The sequence below is a fragment of the Nocardia sp. CDC159 genome (assembly GCF_023740735.1).
Lineage (GTDB): Bacteria > Actinomycetota > Actinomycetes > Mycobacteriales > Mycobacteriaceae > Nocardia > Nocardia pulmonis.
In genome coordinates, this window is sequence record NZ_JAMRXH010000005.1 from 126,515 (window position 1) to 146,692 (window position 20,178).

The 20,178-nt window shown below is 69.6% G+C and carries 18 protein-coding genes; 5 read left to right on the forward strand and 13 right to left on the reverse strand.

Going from position 1 to position 20,178, the window contains the following annotated elements; all coding sequences use genetic code 11:
- Positions 1-86 precede the first annotated feature (86 nt).
- Both yajC and NDR87_RS13085 read right to left on the reverse strand, forming a co-directional pair.
- Complete coding sequence (gene yajC, locus NDR87_RS13080; protein ID WP_251912434.1) at positions 87-464, reverse strand: preprotein translocase subunit YajC; 378 nt, start codon at positions 462-464, stop codon at positions 87-89.
- Between the two features lie 260 nt (positions 465-724).
- Positions 725-2,218: an NAD(P)/FAD-dependent oxidoreductase gene (locus tag NDR87_RS13085; RefSeq protein WP_251912432.1), complete on the reverse strand. Its 1,494-nt coding sequence runs from the start codon at positions 2,216-2,218 to the stop codon at positions 725-727.
- A 69-nt stretch (positions 2,219-2,287) separates the two neighbouring features.
- Here NDR87_RS13085 and NDR87_RS13090 point away from each other — a divergent pair, with 69 nt between their 5' ends.
- Positions 2,288-2,920, forward strand: coding sequence for a TetR/AcrR family transcriptional regulator (locus NDR87_RS13090; protein WP_372494163.1), 633 nt, complete (start codon positions 2,288-2,290; stop codon positions 2,918-2,920).
- A 23-nt stretch (positions 2,921-2,943) separates the two neighbouring features.
- Entirely contained in the window at positions 2,944-3,510 is a 567-nt protein-coding gene (locus tag NDR87_RS37720; RefSeq protein ID WP_251912428.1) for a DivIVA domain-containing protein, read from the forward strand.
- 5 nt (positions 3,511-3,515) lie between these two features.
- On the opposite strand, the gene ruvB is transcribed toward NDR87_RS37720, so the two are convergent.
- From ruvB to pdxT, 7 genes are all read right to left on the reverse strand, one after another.
- On the reverse strand, positions 3,516-4,601 hold the full coding sequence (ruvB, locus tag NDR87_RS13100; protein WP_251912426.1) for a Holliday junction branch migration DNA helicase RuvB: 1,086 nt from the start codon (positions 4,599-4,601) through the stop codon (positions 3,516-3,518).
- Positions 4,602-4,607: 6 nt separating this feature from the next.
- Positions 4,608-5,213: a Holliday junction branch migration protein RuvA gene (gene ruvA / locus NDR87_RS13105; RefSeq protein WP_251912425.1), complete on the reverse strand. Its 606-nt coding sequence runs from the start codon at positions 5,211-5,213 to the stop codon at positions 4,608-4,610.
- The gene (gene ruvC / locus NDR87_RS13110) at positions 5,210-5,779 is read right to left on the reverse strand and encodes a crossover junction endodeoxyribonuclease RuvC (RefSeq protein WP_251912423.1); all 570 of its coding nucleotides are present in this window, start codon (positions 5,777-5,779) and stop codon (positions 5,210-5,212) included. Before ruvC ends, ruvA begins: the two co-directional genes overlap by 4 nt.
- An 86-nt stretch (positions 5,780-5,865) precedes the next feature.
- Complete coding sequence (locus tag NDR87_RS13115; RefSeq protein WP_251912422.1) at positions 5,866-6,327, reverse strand: acyl-CoA thioesterase; 462 nt, start codon at positions 6,325-6,327, stop codon at positions 5,866-5,868.
- A 36-nt stretch (positions 6,328-6,363) separates the two neighbouring features.
- On the reverse strand, positions 6,364-6,873 hold the full coding sequence (locus NDR87_RS13120) for an O-acetyl-ADP-ribose deacetylase (RefSeq protein WP_251912420.1): 510 nt from the start codon (positions 6,871-6,873) through the stop codon (positions 6,364-6,366).
- A 79-nt stretch (positions 6,874-6,952) separates the two neighbouring features.
- Positions 6,953-7,705, reverse strand: coding sequence for a YebC/PmpR family DNA-binding transcriptional regulator (locus tag NDR87_RS13125; RefSeq protein ID WP_251912418.1), 753 nt, complete (start codon positions 7,703-7,705; stop codon positions 6,953-6,955).
- A 74-nt stretch (positions 7,706-7,779) separates the two neighbouring features.
- Positions 7,780-8,388: a pyridoxal 5'-phosphate synthase glutaminase subunit PdxT gene (gene pdxT, locus NDR87_RS13130; RefSeq protein WP_251912416.1), complete on the reverse strand. Its 609-nt coding sequence runs from the start codon at positions 8,386-8,388 to the stop codon at positions 7,780-7,782.
- Positions 8,389-8,596: 208 nt separating this feature from the next.
- Between pdxT and NDR87_RS13135 the strand changes: the two genes are divergently transcribed.
- On the forward strand, positions 8,597-10,282 hold the full coding sequence (locus tag NDR87_RS13135; protein WP_251912645.1) for an APC family permease: 1,686 nt from the start codon (positions 8,597-8,599) through the stop codon (positions 10,280-10,282).
- A 406-nt stretch (positions 10,283-10,688) separates the two neighbouring features.
- Positions 10,689-14,639, forward strand: coding sequence for a Pls/PosA family non-ribosomal peptide synthetase (locus tag NDR87_RS13140; RefSeq protein WP_251912414.1), 3,951 nt, complete (start codon positions 10,689-10,691; stop codon positions 14,637-14,639).
- A gap of 4 nt (positions 14,640-14,643) precedes the next feature.
- Here the strand turns inward: NDR87_RS13140 and NDR87_RS13145 are convergent, their stop codons facing one another.
- Entirely contained in the window at positions 14,644-15,465 is an 822-nt protein-coding gene (locus NDR87_RS13145; protein WP_251912413.1) for an acyl-CoA thioesterase II, read from the reverse strand.
- An 82-nt stretch (positions 15,466-15,547) separates the two neighbouring features.
- On the opposite strand from NDR87_RS13145, the gene NDR87_RS13150 reads away from it, so the two are divergent.
- On the forward strand, positions 15,548-16,153 hold the full coding sequence (locus NDR87_RS13150) for a hypothetical protein (RefSeq protein WP_251912412.1): 606 nt from the start codon (positions 15,548-15,550) through the stop codon (positions 16,151-16,153).
- Between the two features lie 24 nt (positions 16,154-16,177).
- On the opposite strand, the gene NDR87_RS13155 is transcribed toward NDR87_RS13150, so the two are convergent.
- The 3 genes from NDR87_RS13155 to pdxS all read right to left on the reverse strand — a co-directional run bounded on the left by NDR87_RS13155 (position 16,178) and on the right by pdxS (position 20,063).
- The gene (locus NDR87_RS13155) at positions 16,178-17,833 is read right to left on the reverse strand and encodes an ABC-F family ATP-binding cassette domain-containing protein (RefSeq protein ID WP_251912410.1); all 1,656 of its coding nucleotides are present in this window, start codon (positions 17,831-17,833) and stop codon (positions 16,178-16,180) included.
- A 214-nt stretch (positions 17,834-18,047) separates the two neighbouring features.
- Positions 18,048-19,028, reverse strand: a complete 981-nt coding sequence (locus NDR87_RS13160; RefSeq protein WP_251912407.1) for a LysR family transcriptional regulator — start codon at positions 19,026-19,028, stop codon at positions 18,048-18,050.
- A 132-nt stretch (positions 19,029-19,160) separates the two neighbouring features.
- Positions 19,161-20,063, reverse strand: a complete 903-nt coding sequence (pdxS, locus tag NDR87_RS13165) for a pyridoxal 5'-phosphate synthase lyase subunit PdxS (protein WP_308212084.1) — start codon at positions 20,061-20,063, stop codon at positions 19,161-19,163.
- Positions 20,064-20,178: the final 115 nt, after the last annotated feature.

Consider the following 20,178-nt stretch of genomic DNA (forward strand, 5'->3'; position numbering starts at 1 on the left):
TCCTAGGCGATGTCGAGGGGAGCGTGTGCGGACACGCTACAGCGCTACTACACCGCCGCGCTCGGCGGTGTAGTAGCGCTAATGGGTCACTCCTTGGTCAGCCGAGAGTTGGTGTCCTCCACCGATTCCTCCTTGACCGCCGGCGCGGGCTTGTCCTCGACGGGCGTGGCCGCGGCGGTTTCGGGGGTAGCGGTGGTGTCCTCGGTGGTGTCGTCGGCGCGGACCTCGCGAATCGCGGCGCGCAGCCAGGTGGTCACGACATCCTCGGCGATCTCCAGATCGACCGTGGTCTCGTCCACCTCGACGACGGTGCCGAGCAGACCCGACGTGGTGGTGACCCGATCACCGACCTTCAGGTTCTGCTGCATGTCGGCGACCTTCTCCGCCTCGCGCTTCTGGCGGCGGACACCGAGGAACATCGGCACGAGCAGAGCTACCAGCAGCAGCGGAAAGAGAAGTTCCATCGTTGTCGTCGGTCCCTAGTCTGTGGGTGCGGATGAGTGGTTACCCCCACAGTCTGCCAGGAGCGGGCAATACCGCCACACTCGCACCCGCGCCACACGGTCGGCATCGCTCAGGCCGTATCCATGGCGGCCCGAAGCGGGGCCCTGCATGGTTACGCTCCGCTGCCTCCTCCGGGCCCTGACGCTCAGGCCGTATCCATGGCGGCCCGAAGCGGGGCCCTGCGTGGTTACGCTCCGCTGCCTCCTCCGGGCCCTGACGCTCAGGCCGCGTGCGTGCCGAACGCGTAGTCCTCCAGTGGGAAGCTCACCGCCTCGCGGTGCGTGGTCAGCGTGCTGTTCGGGCGCAGCAGGGCGGCCTCGCCGTGTTGGTTGAAGTAGTAGCTGCGGGCGGTGGCGCAGTTGCCGCCGTAGAAGACCGAGGAGCCGAGCTTGGCGGTGACGTAGTCCAGGAAGCGGGCGTTGGCCTGCTCGGTGACCTCGAAGACCCGCTCGCCGCGGCGGAACATCTCGCCGAACAGGCGGGCCATATGCTTCATCTGGGCCTCGATGGTGGTGAAATAGGACAGGCCGCTGTAGGAGTAGGGGCTGTTGAGGCTCAGGAAGTTGGGGAACTTCGGGACGGTGATGCCCTCGTAGGCCTGGAAGCGGTTGTCGCGCCAGAACTTTCCGAGGTTGCGCCCATCGCGGCCGATGATCTCGATGGCCGGGAAGTTGACATCCCACAGGTTGAAGCCGGTGGCCAGGATGAGGGTGTCGATCTCGGTCTTGTGGCCGTCGGCGGTGACGATGCCGTCGGGTTCGACGTGATCGATGGAATTGGTCTCGAGCCGCACATGGGGCTCGTTGAAGGTCTTGAAGTAGGTGTTGGAGAAGGTGGGCCGCTTGCAGCCGAAGTCGTAGTCGGGGGTGAGCTTGCGGCGGGTCTGCTTGTCGCGCACCTGGGCGCGCAGATGGGCCTTGGCCAGCAGCGCCGCGCCCTTGTTGCCGAGTTTGGCCTGCTTGTAGTGCAGCACACCGGCCACCATGAGCAGTTCCAGCGCGCTGGTGTTGACCAGCCGGGCCGCCTTCTGCGTCAGCGGGATCCGCGCGAACAGCTCCTGCACCGGCCGCGGGATCGGAGTGTCGACCTTGGGCACGACCCAGATCGGGGTGCGCTGGAAGACGGTCAGCTCCGCGGCCTTGCGGGCGACCTCGGGCACCAGCTGCACCGCGGTCGCACCGGTGCCGATGATCGCGGCCTTCCGGCCGGTCAGGTCGTAGTCGTCGTCCCAGGCGGTGGTGTGAATGATCTTGCCGGCGAAGCTGTCGATGCCCGGGAACGGCGGGGTGTAGGGCTGGGACAGGAAGCCGGTCGCCGCGAGCAGATATCGCGCGGTCAGCGTCCGGCCGCCCTCGACCGAGACGATCCAGTGCTGGTTCTCCTCGTCCCAGCGGGCCCCGCCCACGACCTGGTTGAACCGCATCCGCCGCCGCAAGTCGTACTTGTCGGCCACGTGCTCGGCGTATTTCTTGAGCTCCGCACCCGGCGCGAACAGCCGCGACCAGTACGGATTGGGCTCGAACGAATAGGAGTAGGTCACCGAGGCGATATCGACGGCCAGCCCGGGATACCGGTTCACATGCCAGGTGCCGCCCAGATCGTCCTCCCGCTCGAGAATGACGAAATTGCCCAACCCGAGCCGGTCGAGCTGGATCCCCGCGCCCATCCCGCCGAATCCGGCTCCGACCACGACGGCGTCGTACTGAGGTGCCACGCCGAACCTCCTGTGATTTCAAGTACCTGGTACAGAATGACACATCATTCCGTTCCGGAACAACGTATCATCAGCGACGTGCCGAAGCCATCCACACATCTCGAGCGCCGCAAGGCCGAGCTCCGCCGAGAGATCATCGACACGGCGTTCGTCTGCTTTGCCGAAAAGGGCTACCACGCAACGGGAATCGCGGATATCGCCGCGCGGCTGGGCATCGGGCACGGCACCTTCTACCGCTATTTCGCGAACAAGCGCGACATCATCGACCACGTCATCGACGATCTGGCCGCGCGCATCATCGACTCGCTCGGCACCGACAACGCGCCGGACGCCGCGACCAGCCTGGACGAGTACCGCAGGCAGGTCGAGCGCATCGGCGAATCGCTGTACAAGATCCTGCTCGAGGATCGGCGCATCGCGCAGCTGCTGCTGTTCCAGGCCACCGGCATCGATGCCGAGCTGACCGGGCGGCTGTACGGACTGCTCGACACCGCCGACGCGCTGACCGCGGGCTACCTCGAGCACGGCGTCGAACAGGGTTATCTGCGTGCGGATCTGGACACCGCCAATACCGCCCGCGCGGTCACCGGCATGATCCTCGGCGCCATCCTGCACGGGCTGCGCGATCCCGACGGCGAGGTCGATCCGGGCCTGATCGAGGCCATCCGGCGGCTGTTGATCGATGGTGTGCGCAAAGAGTGATCCGGGGCTGCGAGAATGAGCGGGTGACTCCCGACGAGGTGCGGCGCATGCGGTTCGGCAGGGCTCCGTTCGGCCACCGCGGCTACGACGCCGCCGAGGTGGACGCCTTCCGCGAGCGCATCGCCCAGGCCTTCCTGGGTCGCACCGTTCTGACCGCCGCCGAACTGCGCGGCCACGAATTCGCCACGGCCGCCCTGGGCCATCGCGGTTACGACCGCGACGAGGTCGACGAATTCCTCGACCGGGTCTGCGTCGAACTCGAATTCGCCCGTCGCGGGCTGCGCCGCCACCCCGGCGGCGACGCCCTGCTCACCCCCGAGGACGTGCAGCGCCTGCGCTTCTCACCCCCACCCCGCGACCACGCCGGTTACGACGCCGACGAGGTCGATGTCTTCCTCGATCGCATCACCACCACGCTGGCCCACACCGGCCCCAACGGCCTGACCAGCCACGACGTCCGCACGGTGAATTTCGGCCTGGCCCACGCGGGCACGGCGGCCTACAGCATCGAGGAGGTCGACTCGTTCCTCGACGTGGTGGCGCGCACGCTGGAAGCCGAAGAGGCGGCCCGGGAGACCGCGGCGCACTGAGGCGATCAGTCGAAAAGGTCCAGGGTGGGGTGGGATTCGCGGCCGCGGACCTCGATGGAGCCGAAGACCAGGTCGGGGGGCGGGACCAGGCCCAGGTGTTCCCAGGCGGCGGCGGTGGCCACGCGGCCCCGGGGGGTGCGGGCGATCATTCCGGCGCGGACCAGGAAGGGTTCGCAGACCTCCTCGACCGTGGCGGCCTCCTCCCCGACGGCGACGGCGAGGGTGGAGACGCCGACGGGGCCGCCGCCGAAGCTGCGGACCAGCGCGGCGAGCACGGCGCGGTCGAGGCGGTCCAGGCCGAGGCCGTCGACGTCGTAGACCGCGAGGGCGGCCTGGGCGACCGCGCGGGTGACCAGGCCGTCGGCGCGCACCTCGGCGTAGTCGCGCACGCGGCGCAGCAGGCGGTTGGCGATGCGGGGCGTGCCGCGGGAGCGACCGGCGATCTCGGCGGCGGCGTCGGCCTCGATCCGCACGCCGAGGATGCGGGCCGAGCGCTGCAGAATCTGTTGCAGCTCCTGGGGTTCGTAGAAGTCCATATGGCCGGTGAAGCCGAAGCGGTCGCGCAGCGGGCCGGTCAGCGCGCCCGAGCGAGTGGTCGCGCCGACCAGGGTGAACGGCGCGATATCGAGCGGAATCGAGGTCGCGCCCGGCCCCTTGCCGACCACCACGTCGACGCGGAAGTCCTCCATCGCCAGGTACAGCATCTCCTCGGCGGGCCGGGCCATCCGGTGGATCTCGTCGATGAACAGCACATCGCCCTCGACGAGATTGCTCAGCATCGCGGCGAGATCGCCCGCTCGTTCCAGCGCGGGACCGGAGGTGATGCGCAGGGCGGAACCGAGTTCGGCGGCGATGATCATCGCCATACTGGTCTTGCCCAGGCCCGGCGGACCGGACAGCAGCACGTGATCGGGAGTGCCACCGCGCCCCTTGGCCCCCCGCAGCACCAGGGCCAGCTGTTCGCGCACCCGCGGCTGGCCGATGAAATCGTCCAGCGATTTGGGCCGCAGGCTGGCCTCGATCTCGCCGTCGGAGCGCAGATAGCTTGCGCTGACCGGGGATTCGGAATCGTCGGAGAAGTCGTCGCTCATGGGCCGCTACCGATTCTTGCCCAGCAGCCCCAGCGCCGCCCGCAATGCCTTGGAGGTGTCCAGATCGGGCTGGTCGGCCAGCACACCGTCGACCGCCGGTTCGGCCTGTTTGGTCGGGAAGCCGAGCCCGACCAGTGCCTCGATGACCTGATCGCGCACCGGGGTGACGATCGGGGCGGGCCCGGCGCCGGGCGGACCCGATTGCACCGGAACGAGATTCACCTTGTCGCGCAGCTCCACCACCATGCGCTCGGCACCGCGCTTGCCGATGCCGGGCACGCGGGTGAGCGCCGCGACATTGCTCTCCGCCAGCGCCTTGCGCAGCGCCTCCGGCTCCAGCACCGCCAGCACCGCCATGGCCAGCCGCGGCCCCACCCCGGAGACGGTCTGCAGCAGGCCGAACAGCTCGCGCGCCTCGGTATCGGCGAAGCCGTACAGCGTCATCGAATCCTCGCGCACGATCATCGCGGTGTAGAGCCGTGCCTCCGCACCGCGGGTCAGCGCGGCCAGCGTCGCGGGGGTGGCGTTGAGCCGATAGCCCACCCCCGCGGCCTCGAGCACCGCGTGGTCGAGGCCGATCTCGAGCACCTCGCCGCGTACCGACGCGATCACCGGGTCACCGCCTTCCGTTGCTGGGCAAGTCTTTCCGCGTATTTGCGCTGCTGTTCCGCGGCCAGCGCCTCGGCCCGGGCCATGCGGTCCAGCATGGGCGCCCGCCAGCAGTGACAGATCGCCAGCGCGAGCGCGTCGGCGGCGTCGGCCGGTTTGGGCGCCGTGGACAAGCCTAGGATCCGGGTCACCATGGCCGTCACCTGAGCCTTGTCCGCCGATCCGTTTCCGGTCACCGCGGCCTTGACCTGGCTGGGCGTATGGAAGTGCACGGGTATGCCACGGCGCGCCGCGGCCAGCGCGATCACGCCACCGGCCTGCGCGGTGCCCATCGCGGTGCGCACATTGTGCTGGGAGAACACCCGCTCGATGGCGACCGCCTCCGGTTGGTGGGTGTCCATCCACAGCTCCGCGGCGTCGGCCACCCCGAGCAGCCGCTCGGCGAGATTCATCTCGGCCGGGGTGCGAATCACGTCCACCGCCAGCGCCGTCACCTGCCGCCCCAGCCCGCCCTCGACGATGCTCACGCCACACCGGGTGAGCCCGGGGTCGACACCCATCACCCGCACGAAAGCACCCCTGTCGAGTCCGCGAACAATTGTTCGAAGTCTAACCGCTCGCGCGGCCCTCCTCCGCCATCGACACGGCCGCCCGGTCAAACCCCTTGCGCCGCTTGTGCGGACGCGGGCAGACCGAGCAGGGTCGGATCGGCCGCGCGGCGGGCCCACTCCGCGGCCGGATCCGTGACCAACCGTCGGGTGCGCAGGTCGAGTAGTCCGCTCAGGTAGCTGATGGTCGCGGACAGTTCGCCGTCGGCGCGGGTGAGGACGTGTTCGACGCGGTAGGTCTTACCCGGTGACCACAGCCATGCGCAGGTGACGTCGACGCTGTCGCCCGCCCTTAGTTCGCGGTGGTAGCGAATGGTGGTTTCCAGATTCACCGGCCCGTATCCGTCGGCCAGCAGTTGGTCGACCGAAATGCCCGCGGACTGGACACATTCGAACCGGGCATGGTCGGCATACTGCTGGTAGGCGGGGCCGGTGACGTGTAGTTGCGGATCGACGTCGGAGATGCGCACGTCGATCCGGATCGAGAACGGTTCCTGCGAAAGCGCCACACGCCCAGCCTTGCAGAGGGCACCGACAAATTCTCCTCAGCGCAGGTGAACAGCGAAGGCGTCGTAGGCGTCGACGGTGAACAACACGAAGCGAACCTGCTCGACCGAGGTGTGCGCCGAGCGCACGGTCTCGATCGCGATGCGCGCGCCGTCCTCCATCGGCCAGCCGTAGACACCCGTCGACACGGCCGGGAAGGCCACCGAACGCGCCCCCACCTCATCGGCCACGCGCAACGATTCGCGATAGCACGAGGCGAGCTGCGCGGAGCGGTCCTCCCGCTCCGACCAGACCGGCCCCACGGTGTGAATCACCCAGCGCGCGGGCAGCTTTCCGGCCGTGGTCGCCACCGCGCGACCGGTCGGCAGCCCCTCGGGATACACCGACGCGCGCAGCTCCCGGCAGGCCGCCAGGATCTCGGGCCCACCCCTGCGGTGAATGGCCCCGTCCACACCACCCCCGCCCAGCAGCGAAGAATTCGCCGCATTCACCACGGCATCGACGTCCTGCTCGGTGATGTCACCCCGCACCAGCACGAGTTCGGTCATCACCCCATTGTGCCGAGGGAGTGCCGAACGCGACCGAGCCGCCCCCACCGAACGGCGAAGGCGGCCCGCGCTTTACGACCTAGGCGTCGAGTTCGGCGAGGATCTCGTCGGAGACATCGACATTGGTGTAGACGTTCTGCACGTCGTCGCAGTCCTCGAGGGCGTCGACCAGCTTGAAGACCTTGCGGGCCCCGTCGGCGTCCACCGGGACGGTGACCGAGGGCTGGAAGCCGGATTCGGCCGAGTCGTAATCGATTCCGGCCTGCTGCAGTGCGGTGCGCACGGCCACCAGATCGCCCGGCTCGCTGATGATCTCGAACGAGTCGCCGAGGTCGTTGACCTCCTCGGCGCCCGCCTCGAGGACCGCCATCAGGACATCGTCCTCGGATCGGCCGTTCTTCTCGAGCGTCACCACGCCCTTGCGGCTGAACAGGTAGGCCACCGAACCCGGGTCGGCCATGTTGCCGCCGTTGCGGGTCATCGCGACGCGGACCTCGCCCGCGGCGCGGTTGCGGTTGTCGGTGAGGCATTCCACCAGCACCGCGACCCCGTTGGGACCGTAACCCTCGTACATGATCGTCTGCCAGTCGGCGCCGCCGGCCTCCTCGCCGCCGCCGCGCTTGCGCGCGCGCTCGATATTGTCCAGCGGCACGGAGTTCTTGCGAGCCTTCTGAATGGCGTCGTACAGCGTGGGGTTGCCATCCGGATCACCACCACCGGTCCGCGCGGCCACCTCGATGTTCTTGATCAGCTTCGCGAACAGCTTGCCGCGTTTCGCGTCGAGGGCAGCCTTCTTGTGCTTGGTGGTGGCCCATTTGGAGTGGCCGCTCATTCCCTACTTCCTTCAGTCGGTTGCTCGAGGTCCGGCAGACAACTGCTCCAGTCTACTGCCCGACCCGTGGTCACTTATCGTTCGGCGGGTGCCAGCACGGAGTTCACGAACATCCGGTGCACGCGCAGATCCCCGGTCACCTCCGGGTGGAACGACGTGGCCATCACATTCCCCTGCCGCACCGCGACGATCCGCCCCTCGGCCGGACCCGACGGTACCCGCGCCAGCACCTGCACGCCGTCGCCGACACGCTCGACCCAGGGGGCACGGATGAACACCGCGCGCACCGGCCCGTCGTCGAGGCCGGTGAAATCCACATCGGTCTCGAACGAGTCGACCTGCCGCCCGAAGGCGTTGCGCCGCACGGTCATATCGATCCCGGACAGCGACTGCGCATCCGGCCGGGTGTCGAGCACCTCGCTGGCCAGTAGAATCATCCCCGCGCAGGATCCGAAGGCGGGCATCCCCTCGCGCAGCCGCTGCCGCAGCGGCTCCAGCAACCCGAACACCTCGAGCAGCTTGCTGATGGCGGTCGATTCGCCGCCGGGCAGCACCAGTCCGTCGACGGCGGCCAGTTCGGACTCCCGGCGCACGTTCACCGGATCGGCGCCGCATTCGGCCAGCGCGTGGAAGTGCTCGCGCACATCGCCCTGCAGCGCCAGCACACCAATGGTCGGTCTCACGAATCGAGCATATCCGTGTGGTTCCGGTCACCCACCCGTCAAGGTTCCGCAAGGGAACTGTTCGGCCGCTCAGCACGGGGGAACACTCGCGCAGGTGACCGAAGTTCTGCCGCGTACCGAGTCCGCCGACGGCGGGCCGAGCGAGCCTCCGTTACCCCGCAAGGGTCTCACCGTCTCCACTGGATTGGCCGGTCTGTCCCTGGACGCGATGGCGTCGGTGGCCTACGGCCCCGAGGCGATCGTCCTGGTGCTGGCCGCCGCGGGCAGCGCGGGCCTGGGGATGACACTGCCGGTAACCCTGGCGATCGTCGTCCTGCTGGCCGTGCTCATCGCCTCCTATCGCCAGGTGATCGCCGCGTTCCCCAACGGCGGCGGCGCCTACGCGGTGGCCAAATCCCATCTGGGCCATCGCACCAGCCTGGTGGCGGCGGCCTCGCTGATCGTCGATTACGTCCTGAATGTCGCGGTGTCCATCGCCGCCGGGGTGGCCGCACTGACCTCGGCGATTCCGGCGCTGCTGCCGTATACGGTGTGGATCTGCCTGGCCATTCTGGTCGGCATCACCGCGCTCAATCTCGCGGGGATTCGCGAGAGCGCGCGGGCGTTCATGGCCCCGACCGTGGTCTTCGTGGCGGGCATTCTGACCGTCATCGCGGTGGGCCTGGTGCGCGGCGAGCCCGCGAGCACCACCTCCGCCGCGGCCGCCGTCGCCGACACCCGCACCATCGGAATCCTGTTGCTGCTCAAGGCGTTCTCCAGCGGCTGCGCCGCGCTGACCGGCGTGGAGGCGATCGCCAATGCCGTGCCCAGTTTCGAGCGGCCGCGCGTGCGCCGCGCCCAGCGGGCCGAGGTGGCGCTCGGGGTGCTGTTGGGCATCATGCTGATCGGGCTCGCGACGCTGATCGGCAAGTTCGCCGTCCATCCGGTGGAGGGCACGACCGTGCTGTCGCAGCTGACCGAGGCCGCGCTCGGGCACGGCATCGGTTATTACGTCGTGCAGTTCGCGACCGTCGTGCTGCTGGCCCTGGCCGCCAACACCTCCTACGGCGGCCTGCCGACGCTGACCAAGATTCTCGCCGACGACAACTGCCTGCCGCACCGCTTCGCCGTGGCCACCCCCCGGCAGGTGTACCGGTACGGCGTGCTGACCCTGGGCATCAGCGCCGCGGTGCTGCTGATCGCCTCCGAGGGCAATATGAACGCGCTGGTGCCGCTGTTCGCGATCGGCGTGTTCGTCGGATTCACCATCGCCCAGGCCGGAATGGTCAAACACTGGCTGCGCCGAGGCGAGCGCGGCTGGCGACTGTGGCTCAACGCCTTCGGCGCGGCGCTGACCTGCGTCGCGGCCGTGGTGACCACGGCGATGAAATTCACCGCGGGCGCGTGGCTGATCGTGCTGGTGCTGCCGCTGCTGGTCTTCGGCATGGAGCGCATTCGCTCGGCGTACCGCAAGATCGACGGCCGCCGCGGCACCGGCTGCGTCCCCGCCCCGCCGAGCCCGACCGGAACCGTCATCGTGGTGCCGGTCTCGGAGGTCTCCGAACTGAGCCGCGAGGCGCTGTCGGCCGCGCTGTCGCTGGGCCACGACGTGGTCGCGGTGCACGTCTGCCTGCCCGGTGCGAATACGACCGTGTTCACCAAGGCGTGGGCGGCCTGGCATCCGGAGGTGCCGCTGGAGATCATCGACGCCGGGGATTGCACGGTCGGCGGTCCCGTCGCGCGCTATGTGCGCGACAACTTCCACGGCCGCCGCAAAGTCGTCCTGATCGCCGAGGTCGATCCGCCCAGCGGCTGGGATCGGCTGCTGCCCAGCCATCGCAGCGACGAATTGGAGCGTCAGCTGCGGCGACTGCCGGAAACCGTGGTGTGCCACCTGCGGGTGCAGACGAGCTGAGGCCGCGGCCCGCGCGGGCATGGTACCGATCCGCGCGGTCCCGACCGGATCGCCCGGCGGCCGCGCGGTGTGGAGTGGATCACACCGCCGCACGGCCGCGCCGGGCCCGCACGAACCGCCTCGCCGCCGCCGATCGCGCTCGTTTTCCGATTTCGGAGATGACATGCACAAGGTTGTTTCCAATGAATTACGATTGTCGGAAATGACCGTATCTCAACCCGATTCATAGCGAACCGGGATTATTACCGCCCTCTCAGCATCGTCATATCGACAGCGGATACCTCACCGCGCACCGTGTTCTATCTCTCACCTGCCACAGAGCAAGCGGATGGCAACATATCCGCCATGTGGGAATTTGGGATTTGTTCACCGGGTGCCGTCAGCGCCAATTCTGATGGAGGACCCAGTGCTCAGCCCTGTCGTGGGAACGCGTCCGGCCACCCGGCGGATGCATCGGATCTTCGAGTCCAGCTGCGATCGCGCACCCGATGCGCTCGCGCTGGACGGTGAGGGCATAACACTCAGCTATTCCGAATTGGATTCGCGCGCCAATCGTCTGGCGCATCACCTGATCAATATCGGCGTGACCGAGGGAACTCGGGTGGCGATTCTGCTATCGCGCTCGGTGCACACCTATGTCGCACTGCTGGCGATCGGAAAGGCCGGTGGGACCTTCGTGCCCATCGATCCCGGCGCACCACCGAACCGGGTGGCCTATATCGTCGCCGACGCCGAGGTCGCGATCGTGGTGACCGCGGCGGAATTCGACCCGATTCTGAACGAATTGGACTGCGGCATCGTCCGCATGGATACCGATGCCGAGGCGATCGCGGCCGCACCGGCAACCCGGCCGAATCCGCCCGTGGGCGAGCGCGATCCGATCGCGTACGTCATGTACACCTCCGGGTCCAGCGGCCGACCCAAGGGCGTGCTCATCGCCCAATCGAGCATCTGCAACTTCCTCGACATCGTCCCCGAGGTCTACGACATCCGCCCCGGCGACCGCGTCTACCAGGGCATGACCATCTCGTTCGACTTCTCCATCGAAGAGATCTGGCCCACCTGGGCCCGCGGGGCCACCCTCGTCCCCGGCCCCACCGACTCCCGCCGCCTCGGCGGCGAACTGGCCGAGTTCCTCGACGCCGCCGGTATCACGGTCCTGTACTGCGTGCCCACCCTGCTGGCCACCATTCCCCGCGAAATCCCGGCCCTGCGCACCATTCTCGTCGGCGGCGAGGCCTGCCCCGCCCACCTCGTCGACCGCTGGGCACGGCCCGGGCGCCGCATGCTCAACACCTACGGCCCCACCGAAACCACCGTCACCGCCACCGTCGGGGAACTGCTGCCCGGCCGCCCCGTCACCATCGGCACACCCCTGCCCACCTACTCCCTCACCCTGCTCGACGACCACCGAAACCCCGTCCCGCACGGCGAGATCGGCGAAATCTGCATCGGCGGGCCCGGTGTCGCCCTCGGCTATATCGGACGACCCGACCTCACCGCCGACCGCTTCATCGACCACCCCGCCGCGCCCGGCGCGAAGCTCTACCGCACCGGCGATCTCGGCCGCCTCGACCCCGACGGCCAACTCGAATACCACGGCCGCGCCGACGCCGAGGTCAAGATTCGCGGCCACCGCATCGATCTCGGCGAAATCGAATCGGTCCTCATGGAAGACGAGGCGGTCACCGAGGCAGTCGTCTCCACCACCGCGGGCACCGACGACCCCGAACTGGCCGCCTACGTGGTGCTCGCCGACCCGGCCGCCGGGAACGACGAACTCCGCGCCCGGCTCTACGAGCGCATGCGCGAGCGCCTGCCCGCCTATATGGTCGCCTCCTACGTGGAGGTGCTGGCGGCCCTGCCGACCATGCCCTCGGGCAAGGTGGACCGCCGACAGCTGCCCGCCCCGGCGAGCCATCGCTTCGTCGGCTCCGGCCCGGTCATCGCCCCCGCCGATACGACCGAGGAGCGCATCCGGGCGGTGTGGGCCGAGGCGCTGGGCCTGCCGCCCGCATCGATCTCGGTGACCGCGGACTTCTTCACCGACCTCGGCGGACATTCGCTGCTCGCGGCGCGGGTGGTATCGCGGCTGCGGGAGAGCGGAACGGTGCCGCACGCCGCCCTGCGGCTGCTGTATCGCCATCCCACCATCCGGGAGATGGCCGCGCACACGCCCGCCCCGGCGAGCACGGCCCCGACCGAGCCCGCCCGGAAACCGTTGCGGCACACCAATGCCGCCGTCGCGCGCAGCGGTTTCGCCCAGCTGGTCGTGCTGTATCTGCTGCTGCTGGTGACCACGCTGCCGCTGGCCTATGTCGATGCCGCCGACGACGGCCGCCTGTCGCTGCACGCGCTGGGCCAACTGCTGGCGGCGCTGCTGGTCGCCGATCTCGCCGTGCGCTGGCTGCTGCCGCTGGTGGTCGGGCGGCTGTTGACCGCGGGCATCCGGCCCGGCCGATATCCGCTCTGGGGGACGACCTATCTACGCCTGTGGGCCATGCAACTGCTGCTGAAATTCGGCCCACTGCCGATCCTGGCCGGATCCCCGCTGGGCAACGCCTATCTGCGCCTGCTCGGCGCCCGCATCGGGACCGGGGCGCACATCGGCACCGGGGCGATCGGCCTGCCCTCGATGCTCGACATCGGGCCCGGCGCGGCGCTCGGCTACGGAGTCACGTTGTCGCCGTGGCGGGTCGAGGACGGCTGGGTGATCGTCGCCCCGATCACCGTCGGGGCCGATGCCTTCGTCGGCGCGCACGCGCTGCTCGAGCCGGGGTCGCGGGTGGCCTCCGGTGCGGCACTCGGGCAGCAGTCCGCCCTCGGCACCGGCGTCACCGTGCCCGCGGGCGAACGCTGGGCGGGCTCCCCGGCCGCGCCGACGCAGCGCCTGTCGGACGGGGCCGAGGCGATTCTGGCCACGCCGACGCGCCGAGTGCCGTGGACACCGGGGCAATTGGTGGCCTACACCGTCGCCGCCCTCGGCCTCGAGGTCGCGGCCATCGCGATGATGCTGCCCGCCGCCCTGCTCGTGTCGTGGGCGCTGCTGCGCTTCGATTTCGCCGCGGGCCTGCTCGCCACCATGGCGGCCGGACCGATCTTCGTGCTGACGGTCTGCGCGGTGGTGGCCCTCGGCAAGCGGCTGGTGCTGCCGCGGCTGCCGGTCGGCATCCACCCCGCCCGCTCCGGTCTGGGCATCCGGAAGTTCGTGGCGGACAAGCTGTTCGAGTACAGCCTGGGCTTCACCCACACCCTCTACGCCACCCTCTACACCGTGCCGTGGCTGCGGCTGCTCGGGGCGCGGATCGGGCGCGGGGCGGAGGTGTCGAACGCGGCGCATATCGATCCCGATCTGCTCGAACTCGGCGAGGGCACCTTCGTCGCCGATATGGCCAGCGTGGGCGCGGCCACCTTCGGGCGTGGCTGGATCTCCGTCGCGCCCACCACCGTCGGTCGGCGCTCGTTCGTCGGCAATGCCGCGGTGGTGTCGGCCGGGACGCGCGTCGGCGAGGGAGCGCTGGTCGGGGTCTGCACGCTGCCACCGCACACCGGCGTGCCCGACGGAACCTCCTGGCTGGGCTCACCGGCCATCCGCCTGCCGGTGCGCCAGGACTCCGGCGACTTCCCGGAGAGCACGACCTACCGGCCGTCACCGCGGCTGATCCGCCAGCGGCTGCTGATCGAATTCTTCCGGGCCACCATGCCCGCCAGCCTGCTGGCCGCCGGATCGTATCTGTATCTGTCGGCGCTGTCGGTGTTCGCGCACGGTGACGACCTCGGCCGGACCGCGCTGCTGTCGCCGCTGATCGCCGCGGTGGTCGCGGTGGCGATCGTCGGGGTGGTCGTGGGAATCAAACGCGTCGTCGTCGGCCGCTACCGCCCGCGCGTGGAGCCGCTGTGGGACCTGTTCGTCCGCCGGACCGAATTCGTCACCGGCCTGTACGAATCCGCGGCGGTGCCCGCCGCCCTGGGCATGCTCGCCGGAACCCCGTTCCTGCCGATCATGTTGCGCTGGTTCGGCGCCGACATCGGGCAGCGGGTCTGGCTGGGCACGACCTTTCTCACCGAATTCGATCTGGTGGTGGTCGGCGACGATGCCGCGGTGGGGCCGGAGGCCGCGCTGCAGACCCACCTGTTCGAGGACCGGGTGATGAAGATGTCCACGGTCACCGTCCGTCCCGGCGCCTCGGTCGGCACCCGCTCGGTTGTGCTCTACGACTCGGTCGTCGGCGACGGCGTGGTGCTCGATGCCCTGTCACTGCTGATGAAGGGCGAGCAGCTGACCGCGGACACCCGCTGGGGCGGCATTCCCGCGCAACCGCGGGATTCGACGCTCGCCCAACTGCGGGCGTCGTGATGACTCAGGCGTCGCGGGGGGTGCGGATCAGTCCCTCCTGCACGACCGCGGCGACCAGTTCACCGCGCTCGTTGAAGATGCGCCCGCCGGTGAGCGCCCGGCCGAACCCGGCCGAGGGCGAGTTCTGGTCGTACAGCAGCCATTCGTCGGCGCGGAACGGACGCAGGAACCACATGGCGTGATCGAGGGAGGCGTTCTGCGTGGGCTCGTCGGGGTGGTTCACCTTCGACGAGCCCAGCAGCGTCATATCGCTCATGTACGCCAGGGTGCAGACGTGGAACAGCGGATCGTCGGGCAGCGGATGGCGGTAGCGAAACCACACCTGCTGCTGGGAGGCCTGTCCGTCGCGGCGGTACACCCGCTCCGGCGGGACCGTTCGGATGTCCCAGTGCTCCCACTCCCGCATGGCCCACAGCCGTTCCGGGGCCAGGGTGGTCTGCGCGTCCGGAAGGTCGTGCGGCGGCGGCACGGTCGGCATCTCGTCCTGATGCACCGGCCCGGCGTCGCCGACATGGAACGACGCCGACATCGTGAAGATCGCCTCGCCGTCCTGCACCCCGGTCACCCGCCGGGTGCAGAACGAACGGCCGTCACGAATGCGCTCGACCAGATACACCGTCGGCTGCGAGGGATTGCCGGGCCGCAGAAAATATCCGTGCAGCGAATGCACCTGATAGCGCGGATCGACCGTGCGCACCGCCGAGACCAGCGCCTGCCCGGCAACCTGTCCCCCGAACGTCCGCGGCAGCTGGGTCTTGGTGGAGGCGCCGCGGAAAATGTCCCGCTCCAGCCGCTCGATCTCCAGCGCCTCTTCGATCGTCGCCATGAACCGTCCTTCCGGGTACCAACCTGCCCAGGCTAAACGATGGCGAACCGGGCCCCGCCGCGGCAGTCGGCATGATGGTCGGGTGCCCGTTTTCGCCCCGATCACCGTCGCGTCGCTGCTGGCCGATCTCACCGATCGCCTGGCCGCACTGCGCGATCGCGCCGTGGTCGCCATCGACGGGGCCGATGCCGCCGATCCGGTCGACTTCGCCCGCGCCCTCGCCGAGCGGGTGCGCACCCGCGGCCGCCCGTGCGCGGTGATATCCCTGCACGACTACGTCCGCCCCGCCTCGCTGCGCCTGGAATACGGCCGCGACGAGCTGTCCTACCGCACGGGCTGGTTCGACTACGCCGCGTTGGACCGAGAGGTGCTGCACGCCCTGCGCGAACGCGGCCGCTGGCTGCCCGCGCTGTGGGACGAGCGCACCGACCGATCCGCCCGCGCGGCAACGACTTCCGCCGAACCGGGCCTGATCGTGATCGTCGCCGGTCCGATGCTGCTCGGGCGCGGACTGGACTTCGACCTGAGCGTGGAGCTGCGGCTGTCGGAGGGCGCGTTGCGGCGCGGCACCGGCCCGGACGAGTCGTTCACCGTCGAGGCGATCCTGCGGCACCGCCGCGACCGAGCCGCCGAGGCCGACATCCTGGTCGCCTGGGATCACCGCGACCGCCCGGCCGTGCGTCGGTAGGTGCTGGCCGACGGCCGCCGGTGCTCACGCCACGACCACCCGGCGGCCGCACGCTGGGGCCGGAAGCTCGAGGCGCGGCCACTCCCGAACGTCGCGACGCAGCTGCCGGTCGTGGGTGGCCACGACCACCGCGGCGGCGGTGGACCCGATGGCCGCGGTGAGCTCGTCGACCAGCGTGATCGACAGATGGTTGGTCGGCTCGTCCAGCAACAGCACATGCGGGCGCGCGGCCAGCGCGCAGGCGAGATCGAGGCGACGCCGCTGCCCCATCGACAGCTCACCGACCGGCCGGTTCCCATCTCGCGCGCTCAGCAGTCCCAGGGCGGACAGCCCGACGACCTCGCCCTCGGCGAGCAGCCCGGTCGTCACCAGCCGAGCGAGCCGCTCCGAATACACCTCACGCGCCCGGCGGTGCGGCGGCAGCGACGACTCCTGCCGCAGCAGCGACACCCGCGCCTTGCGCGCTCGCCGTACGGACCCCGTTGCGGGAGTGAGCGATCCGGCCAGCACCGCCAGCAAGGTAGATTTGCCCGCGCCGTTGGCACCGGTGATCACCAGGCGGTCATCGGAGTCCAGCGACACCTCGATCGGCCGGGAAAGCCGTTGCGGCACGGTCACGTTCTCCGCCCGCAGCAGCGTCATCCCGGCGCGAGAAGGCAATTCGGGTGCGGTGAACCGCGGCGGCGGCGCGGGCGCGGTGATCCGGTGGCGCTCCAGTTCGTCCTGGCGGCGATGCACGGCCCGGGCCAGGGCGCCGGCCCGGGAGGCGCGCGCGTGCTTGCCCGTGCCCTTGTCCGGTCGCCAGCCGGTGACCAGGCGATTCCGCGCCATCGACAGATCCTGCGCCAACCGAGTGTGCTCGGCCTGCTGCCGTTTGTACTCCGCCTCCCAGCGCTCCAATTCGGCCCGGCGACCCTCGCGATAGCCGGGGTAACCACCGCCGTAGGCGCGGGGCCGGCCGTCGCTGGTCGGATCCAGATCCAGGATGGTGTCGGCGACGTCGGACAACAGCGCGCGGTCGTGACTCACCACGACCACACCGCCCGCGTGGGCGCGCAGCCGGTCGGTCAGGAACTCCAGCCCGGCCTGGTCGAGATGATTGGTCGGCTCGTCCAGCAGCAGAAAATCGTCACCGGCGGCCAGGAGTACGGCCAGGCGCACGCGATAGCGCTGCCCCACCGACAGGGTCGCCAGCGGGCGTTCCCGGTCGGTGCTGGCGCCCAGCCCCGCGAGCGCCACCTCCACCCGCCGGTCGGCGTCCCAGGCGTCGAGCAGCTGCACGAGATCCAGTGCCGCGCTGTATTCTTCGTCCGCGCCGGGCGCTCCGGCGCTCAACGCCGCGGTCGCGCGATCCAGCCGCGTCAGCGCCGCACGGGCCGCCGCGAGCTGTTCGTCGACGACGTCACCGACGGTGCGCTCGTCGTGGCCGGGCATCTCCTGGGTGGCCAGCGCCAGCGTGCCGACCCGGTGCACGACGCCCGCATCCGGTTCCAGAACCCCGGCGAGCACATGCAACAGGGTCGACTTGCCCCGCCCGTTCTCGCCGACGATTCCCCAGCGCGAACGCGGCGACACCGTCATGTCGACCGCGTCCAGCACGATCCGCCCACCGCGTTCGACGCGAATTCCGGTACAGGTCAATTGCGCCCGCTCCCGGGCAGGCTGAATTCGAAGAGTCATGGCTTCCTCCGGGCACACGCCGCCCGCGACGGGGGAATGTGGGTGTGCCTGTATCGATGAATGGCGCGCCGACGGCGCGACAGGGCATCGGTGCGGGGCCGTTCGCCTCCGCCGCGGCGGGGGCGGGCCCGGAGATATCAGAGGAAGTACAAGTGCACGAGATCGAGGGTAACGAGATCACCGCCGCTCGGCGAAGGGTTTTTCGCGGGCGCGGTCAGGGGCCGAACAACCGGCGATCCACCTCGGGGATCCAGCAGTCCGGGGCGATATCGGCGTTGTAGTTCTCGCGGAAGTAGTCGATCAGATGCGGCAGACCCGGATGGCTGTTGGCGGAAGACCACAGCAGCGCGTGCGGGTAGGTCGGAACGGGGTCGACGATGGGCAGCCGCCGGATGTGCGGATGCCACGGCGTGAGGAAGCCCTCCCCGGTGAAGGAGGTCAGGATATCGGAGGCCGCGACCCGACTCAGCACCGCCTCGATCGGCTCCGGCCGCTGACCGGTTTCCACTGCGACGCCGCTGAATTCGCTCAGCTGCCGATAGTAGTCGGCCCATTCGGACGGCACCGAGGCGCCCGGGACCCACGCCGGATAGCGCCGGACGTCATCGAGTGCCACCACCGAGCGACCGGCCAGCGGATGGTCCTTGCCGACGAGCAACTGCAGTGGCTCCAGATAGGCCGGGGCCGCGCGGATTTCCGGCGGAAAGGACTGCGGGCCGCCGTATGCGCGAGCCAGGGCCGCGTCGGCGCGCCCGCCGAGCAGGGCGTCGCGGGACGTGCTGAACACATTGGAGATGACGATTTCGGTATCGCGCTCGGGATGACGCTCGAGGTAGTACCGCATCGTCTGCGTCTCGGCCTGCCGATCGCCCTGGGTAGCGACCCGCAGCGGGCGCGGCTCCTCCCGCACCGCCGACACCGCGGTGGCGGCCACCGCCAACAGGGATCGGGCATGCGGCAGCAGGCGCTTGCCCGCATCCGTCGCGCTGACCCCGCCGACCCCCCGTTCCAGCAGTGCGACCCCGAACCGGTTCTCCAACTTGGCGATCCGCTTCGACACCGCCTGCTGACTGATCTCCAGCACATCGGCCGCGTGCCCGAACTGCCCCTCGTCCACCACCGCGACGAAGGCCCGCACGGCCGCCAGATCCAGATCGGCCACAACCACCTCCAGCGACAACCGACGGTTGTCCACTCTAGCGTGACCGTTGTTCGACAAATGCCGCCCATGCTGGTCGGATAGCCCCGTGACGGCGCGCCCTGACCGGCCCCGACAGCGACGCACCCTCGGGCCGGAGGGGAGCCCGACGGTGCGTCGCGAGGTGGATTACCAGCCGCGCTCGGCGAGGCGGTGCGGCTCCGGGATCTCCTCGACGTTGATGCCGACCATGGCCTCGCCCAGGCCGCGGGAGACCTTGGCGAGCACATCGGGATCGTCGTAGAAGGTGGTGGCCTTGACGATGGCGGCAGCGCGCTCGGCCGGGTTGCCGGACTTGAAGATGCCCGAGCCGACGAAGACGCCCTCGGCGCCGAGCTGCATCATCATGGCCGCGTCGGCGGGGGTGGCGATGCCGCCCGCGGTGAACAGCACGACCGGGAGCTTGCCGGTCTCGGCGACCTCGCGCACCAGTTCGTAGGGGGCCTGCAGCTCCTTGGCGGCCACGTACAGCTCGTCCTCGGGCAGCGACTGCAGGCGGCGGATCTCCTGGCGGATCTTGCGCATATGGGTGGTGGCGTTGGAGACGTCGCCGGTGCCCGCCTCACCCTTGGAGCGGATCATGGCCGCGCCCTCGGTGATACGGCGCAGCGCCTCGCCCAGGTTGGTCGCGCCACACACGAACGGCACGGTGAACTGCCACTTGTCGATGTGGTGCTCGTAGTCGGCCGGGGTCAGCACCTCGGACTCGTCGATGTAGTCCACGCCGAGGCTCTGCAGGATCTGCGCCTCCACGAAGTGGCCGATCCGGGCCTTGGCCATGACCGGGATGGAGACGGCGTCGATGATGCCGTCGATCAGATCCGGATCGCTCATCCGGGCCACGCCGCCCTGCGCCCGAATGTCGGCGGGCACGCGCTCGAGCGCCATGACCGCGACCGCGCCGGCGTCCTCGGCGATCTTGGCCTGCTCGGCGGTGACGACGTCCATGATCACCCCACCCTTGAGCATCTCGGCCATGCCGCGCTTCACGCGGGCGGTGCCGGTCGTCGGGGTGGTTTCGGGCGTAGTCACGGCAAACTCCTGAGTCATCGGCTGAAACGAATGGGTTCGGATTCGAACGTCATGATTCTAGGCCGCCGGTTCAGGCCACTTGATAGCCAGTCGGACAGCACTGGACTGGTCACCA

What these genes read in the sequence shown, in the direction of transcription:
- yajC (WP_251912434.1), bottom strand. Translation starts at nt 464, where the DNA reads ATGGAACTTCTCTTTCCGCTGCTGCTGGTAGCTCTGCTCGTGCCGATG.
- ruvB (WP_251912426.1), bottom strand. Translation starts at nt 4,601, where the DNA reads ATGAGCGACGACTTCTCCGACGATTCCGAATCCCCGGTCAGCGCAAGC.
- NDR87_RS13120 (WP_251912420.1), bottom strand. Translation starts at nt 6,873, where the DNA reads ATGACCGAACTCGTGCTGGTGCGGGGTGACATCACCGAGCAGGACGTC.
- NDR87_RS13125 (WP_251912418.1), bottom strand. Translation starts at nt 7,705, where the DNA reads ATGAGCGGCCACTCCAAATGGGCCACCACCAAGCACAAGAAGGCTGCC.
- NDR87_RS13135 (WP_251912645.1), top strand. Translation starts at nt 8,597, where the DNA reads ATGGCGTCGGTGGCCTACGGCCCCGAGGCGATCGTCCTGGTGCTGGCC.
- NDR87_RS13145 (WP_251912413.1), bottom strand. Translation starts at nt 15,465, where the DNA reads ATGGCGACGATCGAAGAGGCGCTGGAGATCGAGCGGCTGGAGCGGGAC.
- NDR87_RS13155 (WP_251912410.1), bottom strand. Translation starts at nt 17,833, where the DNA reads ATGACTCTTCGAATTCAGCCTGCCCGGGAGCGGGCGCAATTGACCTGT.